The organism is Streptomyces sp. NPDC029296, assembly GCF_055569255.1.
Genome location: NZ_JBVHXT010000012.1, coordinates 34,727 through 45,624 on the forward strand (window position 1 = coordinate 34,727; position 10,898 = coordinate 45,624).

Sequence of the window (10,898 nt, forward strand, 5' to 3'; positions counted from 1 at the left end):
GGCCCACCCCACGAGGACGGTCGAGCGATGAGCCAAGCGGACGACAAACTGCGGGACTATCTCAAGCGCGCCACCGTCGAACTCCAGCGCGCCCGCGCCCGCATCGCCGAACTCGAACGCCCCGAACCCATCGCCGTCGTCGGCATGTCCTGCCGCTACCCCGGGGGTGTCCGGTCGCCAGAGGACCTGTGGCGGCTGGTCGACGACGGCGTCGACGCCATCGGAGGCTTCCCCGCCGACCGGGGCTGGCCCCTGGCCGACCTGTACCACCCCGACCCCGACCACCTGGGCACCAGCTACGCCCGCGAGGGGGGCTTCCTCGACGGCGCGGGCGACTTCGACGCCGGTTTCTTCGGGATCAGCCCGCGCGAGGCTCTCGCCATGGACCCCCAGCAGCGGCTCCTGCTGGAGACCGCCTGGGAAGCGTTCGAACACGCCGGGGTCGACGGGCGCGCCCTCAGGGGCAGCCGCACCGGCGTCTTCGTCGGCGGCACCCCCACCGGCTACGGCGCCGGCGTCGAGCGCATGCCCGAGGGCGTCGAGGGGTACGCCCTCACCGGCAGCGTCGGCAGTGTGATGTCGGGCCGGGTCTCCTACGCCCTCGGCCTGGAAGGCCCCGCGGTCACCGTGGACACCGCGTGCTCGTCCTCCCTCGTCGCCCTGCACCTCGCGGTCCAGGCGCTGCGTCAGGGCGAATGCGGCCTGGCGCTGGCCGGGGGAGTGACCGTGATGGCCACCCCGGCCGCCTTCATCGAGTTCAGCCGCCAGCGCGGCCTGTCCGCCGACGGCCGCTGCAAGCCGTTCGCCGCCGCCGCCGACGGCACGGGCTGGGCCGAGGGCGTCGGCCTGCTCCTGGTCGAGCGGCTCTGCGACGCCCGCCGCAACGGGCACCCCGTCCTCGCGGTCGTCCGCGGCACCGCCGTCAACCAGGACGGCGCGAGCAACGGCCTGACCGCCCCCAACGGGCCCTCGCAGCGCCGGGTCATCGAGCAGGCGCTCGCCGCCGCCGGGCTCTCCCCGGCCGACATCGACGCCGTCGAGGCCCACGGCACCGGCACCCGGCTCGGCGACCCCATCGAGGCGCAGGCGCTCATCGCCACCTACGGACCGGGCCGCGCCCTTGACCGGCCGCTGCGGATCGGCGCGGTCAAGTCCAACATCGGACACACCCAGGCCGCCGCGGGAGCCGCCGGCGTCATCAAGATGATCATGGCGATGCGGCACGGCACCCTGCCCCGCACGCTCCACCTCGACGAACCGACCCCGCGCGTGGACTGGACCGCAGGACCGGTCGAACTCCTCACCGACCCCGTCGCGTGGCACCCGGCCGCGGCGGGCGAACCGCGCAGGGCGGGCATCTCCGCGTTCGGAGCCAGCGGCACCAACGCCCACGTGATCCTCGAAGAACCCGCCCCGCCCACCACCCCGGCGGCCCCCCGCATCACCCCGCCCCCGCACGACGCCCTGCCGTTCGTCGTCTCCGCCCGGGGCGAGGCCGCCCTGCGCGCCCAGGCCGCACGCCTGGCCCGCTTCACCCGCACCGCGCCCGACACCCCCCTGCCGGACATCGCGCTCACCCTCGCCGCCCACCGCGCCGCCCTCGACGACCGCGCCGTCGTCCTGGCCGCCGACCGCACCCGGCTCCTCGCGGGCCTGGAATCCCTGGCCGCGGGGGAACCCGCGCCCGGCGTCGCCCGGAACACGGGACGCCGGATCACCCGCCCCGTACTGGTCTTCCCCGGACCCGACGCACCCTGGCCGCAGGCCGCCGCCGAACTGCTGGACACCTCACCGGTGTTCGCCGCGCGGATCGCCGACTGCGAGGCGGCCCTCACCCCGTACGTCGACTGGTCCCTGACCTCCGTGCTGCGCTCGCCCGCCTCGGAACGCGCCGACCTGCGGCTGCCGGTGCAGTGGGCCGTCATGGTGTCCCTGGCCGCCGTCTGGGACTCCTTCGGCATACGGCCCGCCGCGGTCCTGGGCCACAGCCACGGCGAGATCGCCGCCGCCTGCGTGGCCGGCGCCCTCTCCCTGGAGGACGGCGCGCGGATCGCCGTCCACCACGGCCGGATCCTCGCCGGCCTGACCCCGGGCACCGCCCTCGGCGAGATCCGGCCGGCCGACCCCACGGCGCCGTTCCACTCGGCCGCCGCAGCGGGCCCGCCGCCGCCCGGCACCCGCCTCGACGCGGCGTACTGGAGCACCGCCCTCGCCGCCCCCGCCCGCTTCGAGGAGGCCGTACGGCTCCTGCTGCGCCAGGGCCACGACGCGTTCGTCGGGACGGGCACCGACCCCGCCCTCACGCAGACCCTCCACGCCACCGCGCAGGAGGCGGCCGTGCTGCCCGGCACGGACCTCCTCGGCACCCTCACCGAGGCGTTCACCAGTGGATTCGACGTGGACTGGCGTCCCCTCCTCGCCCCTCTCGGCGCCTCCCGCGCCGACCTGCCCACCTACGCCTTCCACCGCGAGCGGTTCTGGTTGGAGAACACCCCCGCCCCGGACGCGGGACCCGCCCCGGCCCACGCCGGCGTCGACTCCGACGAGGCCCGCTTCTGGGAGGCCGTCCAGGAGCGGGACGTCGACGCCCTCACCGCGCTCCTCGACCCGTCCGACGCCACGGGCCGCGACGCCCTGGCCACCGCACTGGGCCCCCTCGCCGCCTGGCGCGACAACCGCCTGCTCACCGCAGGCGTGGACGCCGCCCGCTACAGCATCGCCTGGCACCCCCAGACCGCCACCTCCGAACCGGCCCTCACGGGAACCTGGCTCGTCGTCTCGGCGCAGGACGAGGCCGACGACGAGGATCTCGCCGCCCGGTGCGCCGCCGCCCTCGCCGCGCACGGCGCCCACCCCCTCCACCTGACCGTCACGGCCGGCACCGCCGACCGCGCGTCGCTCGCCGCACGCATCACAGAGCTGCGCGAGGAACGACCCGACGGATTCGCCGGAGTGGTCGGCCTCTTCGGCCTGCGCGAGCACGCCCACCCGAGCCACCCCGCCCTCTCCCACGGCACGGCCGCCACCCTCGCCCTCGTCCAGGCCCTCACCGACACCGAACCGGGCGGCGCCCTGTGGTGCCTGACCCGCGGCGCCGTCCACGCCACCGCCACCGACCCGGCCACCCGCCCCGCCCAGGCCGGGATCTGGGGCCTCGGCCGCGTCGTGGCCCTGGAACACCCCCGCCTGTGGGGCGGCCTCGTCGACCTGCCCGACCAGCCCGACACCCACGCCTGGACCCGCGTCGTCGCCGTCCTCGCCGGTATCGACACCGGCTCCGGCACCGAGGACCAGGCCGCCGTCCGCGCCGACGGCATCCTCGTACGACGCCTGGTCCGCGCCCCCGCGGGCGACCGGCCACCCGTGCGCGCCGTCCAGCTCACCGGAACCGTCCTCGTCACCGGAGGCACCGGTGGCCTCGGCGCGCGCGTCGCGCTGTGGGCCGCCGAGAACGGCGCCGAACGCCTCGTCCTGACCAGCAGGTCGGGGCCCGGCGCACCCGGCGCCCGCGACCTCGCCGACCACCTCGGCGCACTCGGCCCCCGGGTCACCGTCGCCGCCTGCGACATGGCCGACCGCGAGGCCGTGGCCCGGCTGATCGCCGAGATCGACGCCGAAGGACCTCCGCTGAGGAGCGTCGTCCACGCGGCCGGCGTCGGCCAGGCCGGCGCGCTCCTCGACACCGATCTGCCCGAGGCCGCCCGCGTGGCCTCGGGCAAGGCCGCCGGCGCCCAGAACCTGGACGCCGTGCTCGGCGACCGCCCGCTCGACGCCTTCGTGCTGTTCTCCTCGATCGCCGGCGTGTGGGGCAGCGGCCGCCAGGCCGTCTACGCCTACGCCAACGCCTGCCTCGACGCCCTCGCCGAACACCGCAGGTCCCGCGGCCTGACGGCGACCGCCCTGGCCTGGGGCCCCTGGGCCGGCGCGGGCATGACCGACGACGACGGCGCCCGCGCCGCCCTGACCGGCCGCGGCCTCGGCCTCCTCGACCCGGACACCGCCGTCGCCGCGCTCCGCCGAGCCCTGGAACTCGACGAGACGACCGTCACCGTCGCCGACATCGACTGGGAACGGTTCCTCACCGGCTTCACCGCCCTGCGCCCGAGCGCCCTCTTCGACGCACTCCCCGACGCACGGCGCACCCCGGACACCCAGGCCCCCGACCCCGCCGCCTCCGCCACCAGCGCCCTCGCCCGCCGCCTCACCGAGGCCACCCCGGCCCAGCGCGAACGGATCGCCCTGGACGCCGTACGCGCCCGCATCGCCGAGGTCCTCGGCCACGCCGACCCGCTGGCCGTCCCCGCCGACCGCACCTTCCGCGACCTCGGCTTCGACTCCCTCACCGCCGTGGACCTGCGCAACCGGCTCAACGCCGAGACGGGCCTCGCCCTGCCCGCCACCCTCGTCTTCGACCACCCCACCGCCCAGGCCCTCGCCCGGCACGTCCTCACCACGCTCGACGGACACCGGGGACCCGCCACCCGCCCCACCGCACCGCCGGCCGTCCGGGAGGACGAACCCGTCGCGATCGTCTCCATGGCCTGCCGCTTCCCCGGCGGCGTCACCAGTCCCGAGGACCTCTGGAACCTGACGACCGCAGGCACCGACGCGATCGGCGGCTTCCCCACCGACCGGGGCTGGGACGTCGGCGGCCTCTACGACCCCGACCCCGACCGCCCCGGCACCTTCTACACCGCCGAAGCCGGATTCCTGGACGCGGCCGGAGACTTCGACGCCGACTTCTTCGGCGTCAGCCCCCGCGAGGCCCTCGCCATGGACCCGCAGCAGCGCCTCCTGCTGGAGACCGCCTGGGAGGTCTTCGAACGCGCGGGCATCGACCCGCAGACCCTGCGCGGCTCCTCCACCGGCGTCTTCGTCGGCGGCACCCCCACCGGCTACGGCTCCGACGTGGCCCGCATGCCCGAAGGCATCGAGGGCTATGTCCTCACCGGCACGGCGGGCAGTGTCATCTCCGGCCGGCTGGCCTACCTGTTCGGCCTCGAAGGGCCCGCCGTCACCGTCGACACCGCCTGCTCCTCCGCCCTCGTCGCCCTCCACCTCGCCGTCCAGGCCCTGCGCCGCGGCGAATGCTCCCTGGCCGTGGCAGGCGGGGTGTCGGTGGCCTCCACCCCCGGCGGATTCATCGAGTTCAGCCGCCAGCGCACCCTCGCCGGGGACGGCCGCTGCAAGGCGTTCGCGGCCGCCGCCGACGGCATGGGCTACGCCGAGGGCGTCGGCGTGCTGCTCGTGGAACGACTCGACGAGGCCCGCCGCAACGGCCACCCCGTCCTCGCCGTCATCCGGGGCAGCGCCGTCAACCAGGACGGCGCCAGCAACGGCCTCACCGCCCCCAACGGCCCCTCCCAGCAGCGCGTCATCCGCGCCGCCCTCACCGACGCCCGGCTCACCGCCGACCAGGTCGACGCCGTCGAGGCCCACGGCACCGGCACCAGCCTCGGCGACCCCATCGAGGCCCAGGCCCTCATCGCCACCTACGGCCAGGGCCGCGACCCCGAGCAGCCCCTGTGGATCGGCTCGGTCAAATCCAACATCGGCCACACCATGGCCGCCGCGGGCGCCGCCGGAACCATCAAGACCGTCATGGCCCTGCGCCACGGCATCCTCCCCAAGACCCTCCACATCGACGAACCCACTCCGCACGTCGACTGGAGCGCGGGAGCCGTCGCCCTCCTGACCGAGGAACGCGACTGGCCCGACACCGGGGAACGCCCCCGCCGCGTCGGCGTGTCGTCCTTCGGCATCAGCGGCACCAACGCCCACCTGATCGTCGAACAGGCCCCCGAGGACACCGGCCCCGACGAGGAACCCGCACCCGGCGCCCTCACCCCGACCGCCACCCTCCCGTTCCCGGTGTCCGCCGCCGTCCCCGAAGGACTCCGCTCCCAGGCCGCCCGCCTCGCCGCCCACCTGCGCACCGGCGCCGGCCGCGACACCGCCCTCACCGACCTCGCCCACTCCCTGCACTCCACCCGCTCCGCCCTGCGCCACCGCGCCGTCGTCCGCGCAGGCGACCGCATCACCCTCCTGGACGCACTCGACCACCTCGCCGCGGGCACCCAGTCCGCCGACGTCGTCCAGGGCCAGGCCCGCCACGGCGAACGCGTCGTCTGGGTCTTCCCCGGCCAGGGCTCGCAGTGGGAACGCATGGCGGTCGAACTCCTCGACCGCGCCCCCGTGTTCGCCGCCCGCATCGCCGCCTGCCAAGAGGCCCTCGCCCCCTACGTCGACTGGTCCCTGGAAGAGGTGCTGCGCGCCGAAGGCGCCGCCGCGCAGAAGTGGTTCGCTCGCGTCGACGTCCTCCAGCCCGTCCTGTGGGCCGTGATGATCGCCCTGGCCGAACTGTGGCGCTCCTGCGGCGTCGAACCCGCCGCCGTCGTCGGACACTCCCAGGGCGAGATCGCCGCCGCCCACATCGCCGGCGCCCTCAGCCTGGAGGACTCCGCCCAGATCGTCGCCCTGCGCAGCCGCGCCGTCACCGCCCTGTCCGGGCGCGGCGGCATGCTCTCCGTCGGCGAACCCGCCGACCAGGTCGCCGCCCGGCTCCAGCCGTGGCAGGGACGCCTGTCGGTCGCCGCCGTCAACGGCCCCGCCTCCACCGTGGTCGCCGGAGACACGGACGCCCTCGACGGACTCACCGCCCTGTGCGCGGCCGAGAACGTCCGCCACCGCCGCATCCCCGTCGACTACGCCTCCCACAGCACCCACGTCGAGGAGATCGAGGACCGTCTCGCCCTCCTCCTCGACGGCATCGAACCCCTCCCCGCGCGCATCCCCTTCCACTCCACGGTCACCGCCGCCGAACACGACACCACCGGCCTCGACGCCGGCTACTGGTACCGCAACCTCCGCCAGACCGTCCGCTTCGAGGAAACCGTCCGCGGCCTCCTCGACACCGGCCACACCGCGTTCGTCGAGATCAGTGCCCACCCCGTCCTCCTCAGCGCCATCGAGGAGACCTTCGACGACACCGGCCGGCAGGCCGTGGCGCTCGGCACCCTGCGCCGCGACGACCCCGACATCGACCGCTTCCTCGGCTCCCTCGCCGAAGCCCACGCCCACGGACTGCCGGTCGACTGGAGCGCGGTCCTCGGCGCAGGCTTCGGCCACTGCGTCCCCCTGCCCACCTACGCCTTCCGGCACCGCCGCTACTGGCTGGAATCCGGCACCGGCCACACCAGCGCGGGCGACGCCCACGGGCTCGGCCTCACCCCTGTCGACCACCCCTTCCTGATGGCCGGCACGACCCTGCCCGAACCCGGCCACCTCGTCCTCACCGGCCTCGTCTCCTCCCGCACCCACCCCTGGCTCGCCGACCACACCGTCGCCGGCACCACCCTGCTGCCCGGCACCGCCTTCGTGGACCTCGCGATCCGCGCCGCCGACGAAGCAGGCTGCGCCCGCATCGACGAACTCACCCTCGAAACCCCCCTGGTCCTGCCCCCGACCGCCACGACCCGCATCCAGCTCACCGTCGGCCCCCCCGACACCACAGGACAGCGCACCCTCACCATCCACTCACGCCCCACCCCCGACGACGACACCGACTGGCAGCGCCACGCGAGCGCCGTGCTCTCCCCGGCCGGGGAGCCCGCCGACTTCACCCTCACCACCTGGCCTCCCGCCGACGCCACCCTCCTCGACACCACCGCCTTCTACGAGCAGGCCGAAGCGTCCGGCTACGCCTACGGGCCCGCCTTCCAAGGACTGCGCCAGGCCTGGCGCTCGGGCGACGAGATCTACGCGGAGGTCGAACTCGCCGACCCCGAACGCGAGGACGCCGCCCAGCACGGACTGCACCCCGCACTCCTCGACGCCGCCCTCCAGGCGTACGGCCTCGCCGGCACCGGACGGCGCGACGCCCGCATCCTGCTGCCCTTCTCCTGGAACGGCGTCACCCTGCACGCCTCAGGAGCCCAGCGACTGCGGGTGCGCCTGACCCCCGCAGGGCCCGACACCGTCACCGTCCTGGCCGCCGACCACGAAGGCAACCCCGTCCTGCGCGCCGACTCCCTCCTCCTGCGCCCCGTCTCCGCCGACCAGCTCACCGACCACCGCGACACCACCCGCGACGCGCTGTTCACCGTCGACTGGAAGACCCTGACCGCGCCCCCCGGTGACGACACCGAGGACACCTGGGCGGTCCTCGGCGAGCCCGACCCCGACCTCGCCACGGCCACCGTGCACAAGGACCCGGCGGCCCTCGCCACCACCCTCGAAGCAGGCGCGCCGGTACCGGACTTCGCCCTCCTGACCATCGCGCCGGAACCCGGCGAGGACGTACACGGCCTGACCGTGCGGACCCTGGCCGTCCTCCAGGCGTGGATCACCGAACCGCGCCTGGCCGGCACCCGCCTCGTCGTCCTCACCCACGGCGCGCTCGCCACCTCCCACGGCGAACCCGTCCCCGAGCTCGCCGCCTCCGCGACCGTCGGCCTCGTCCGCACCTTCCAGAGCGAACACCCCGGCCAGTGCATCCTCATCGACCGGGACACCACCCCCGCCTCCCGCGCCCTGATCCCGGCGGCGGCCCGCGCCTCCCTCGCCCTCGGCGAACCCCAACTCGCCCTGCGCGACGGACAGGTGCACATCCCGCGCCTGACCCGCGCGAACGAGTCCCGCGCCCTGACACCGCCTCCCGGAGCCTGGCGTCTCGACACCCACCGGGCCGGAACGCTCGACAACCTCGCCCTCCTGCCCGCGCCCCCACTCCCGGAGGCCGACGAACTGGGACCGGGCCAGGTCCTGATCGGTGTCCGGGCGGCCGGCCTCAACTTCCGTGACGTGCTCATCGCGCTGGGGATGTACCCGGACGCCGGTGCGACGATGGGCGGCGAAGGCGCGGGCGTCGTGACCGCCGTCGGCCCCGGCACGCCGGGACTCACGGTCGGTGACCGGGTCCTGGGCATGTTCCAGGGCGGCTTCGGCCCGCGCGCCGTCGCCGATCGCCGGATGCTCACCCGGATGCCCGAGAGCTGGTCGTTCGAGCAGGGCGCCTCCGTGCCGGTGGCCTTCGTGACCGCCTGGTACGGGCTCGTGGACCTGGGCGGACTCCAGCCCGGCGAGCGGGTGTTGGTGCACGCAGGTGCGGGTGGAGTGGGCATGGCGGCGATCCAGGTCGCGCGTCATCTCGGCGCCGAGGTGTTCGCGACGGCGAGCGAGGGCAAGTGGGACGCGCTGCGGGCGATGGGCCTGGACGACGCGCACATCGCGAGTTCCCGCACGCTCGATTTCGAGCAGAAGTTCGCCGGTGGCGTCGACGTGGTCCTCAACTCCCTCGCGGGCGGGTTCACCGACGCCTCGCTGCGGCTGCTGCGCGACGGCGGCCGGTTCGTGGAGATGGGCAAGACGGACCTCCGCGACCCCGACGAGGTGGCCGCCCGGCACACAGGCGTGACGTACCAGGCGTTCGACGTGATCCACGCGGCGGGCCCCGACGGGATCGGGCGGATACTCGCCGTGCTGATGCCGCTGTTCGAAGCGGGCGAGCTGGCACCGGTCGCCGTGCGGTCGTTCGATGTGCGGCGGGCGCCGGAGGCGTTCCGGTTCATGTCGCAGGCCAGGCACACGGGCAAGCTGGTGCTGCGGATGCCCAGGCGGCTGGATCCGGAGGGCACGGTCCTGATCACGGGCGGTACCGGCACGCTGGGCAAGCTGGTGGCGCGGCATCTGGTCGCCGAGCACGGGGTGCGGAATCTCGTGTTGCTGAGCCGTAGCGGTGGTGAGGTCCCTGAGGGGCTGGACGCCCGGGTCGTCGTCGAGGCGTGCGACGTGTCCGACCGGGAGGCGCTCGCCGCCGTCCTGGAGCGGATACCGGCCCCGCTGACCGGCGTCGTCCACGCGGCGGGTGTTCTGGACGACGGTCTCATCGAGTCGCTGACCCCCGAGCGACTGGAGCACGTCCTGAGGGTCAAGGTCGACGGCGCGGTGAACCTGCACGAACTCACCGCGGGCCACGACCTCGCCGCGTTCGTCCTGTTCTCCTCCCTCGCCGGAGTCCTCGGCAGCGCGGGGCAGGCCAACTACGCCGCCGCCAACACCTTCCTCGACGCGCTCGCCCAGGACCGGCACGCGTGCGGGCTGAGCGCCACCTCGCTGGCGTGGGGGCTGTGGGCCGAGGCCAGCGGGCTGACGGGCGGACTCGCCGAGACGGACCGGGCCCGCATGGAGCGCGGCGGGACGGTGCCGCTCTCCACCGAGCTGGCCCTGACCCTCTTCGACACCGGCCGCGCCACCGACGAGGCCCTGCTGGCGGCGGTGCGCATCGACACCGCCGCCCTGCGCACCGACCTGACGGCACCGATCCTGCGGGGGCTCACCCGAGGCAGGGCCCGACGTGCCGCCTCCGCCTCCGTCGGAAGGCCGGTCCAGGGGCCCGCCCTCGGCGAGCGGCTCGCCGGGCTGACGTCGGCCGAGCAGGACGAGCTGCTGCTCGACCTGGTCCTCGGGGGCGTCGCCGCGGTCCTCGGGCACGGCTCGCCGGGCGCGCTGGACCCGGACCTGACCTTCCGGGACCTCGGCTTCGACTCGCTCACGGCGGTCGAGCTGCGCAACCGCCTCACGGCGGAGACCGGCCTGCGCCTGCCGGCCACGCTGATCTTCGACCACCCGAGCCCGGTCGACCTCGCCCGCAGGATCCGCGAGGAGATCGCCCCGCAGCCCGACCCGGCCGGTCTCGACGCAGGGGACGTCCCTGCCGCGGATGCCGGCGCGGACATCGCCTCCATGACCGCCGACGACCTCATCCGTATGGCGCTGGGAGGTGCCTCCGAGTCCTGGGAGAAAGGGGGGGGGGGGGGGGGGGGGGGGGGGGGGGGGGGGGGGGGAAGCGGGGGGGGGGGGGGGGGTTGCGTGGGGGGTTCAGCCCCCTTGCGTGCTCG

Annotated in this window: 1 protein-coding gene; it reads left to right on the forward strand. The window is 75.3% G+C overall.

The window, feature by feature from the left end; all coding sequences use genetic code 11:
- Window positions 1-27 precede the first annotated feature (27 nt).
- Window positions 28-10,898, forward strand: a 10,871-nt coding sequence (locus ACZ4W9_RS12870) for an SDR family NAD(P)-dependent oxidoreductase (RefSeq protein WP_467935200.1), incomplete at its 3' end; no start/stop codon positions are given.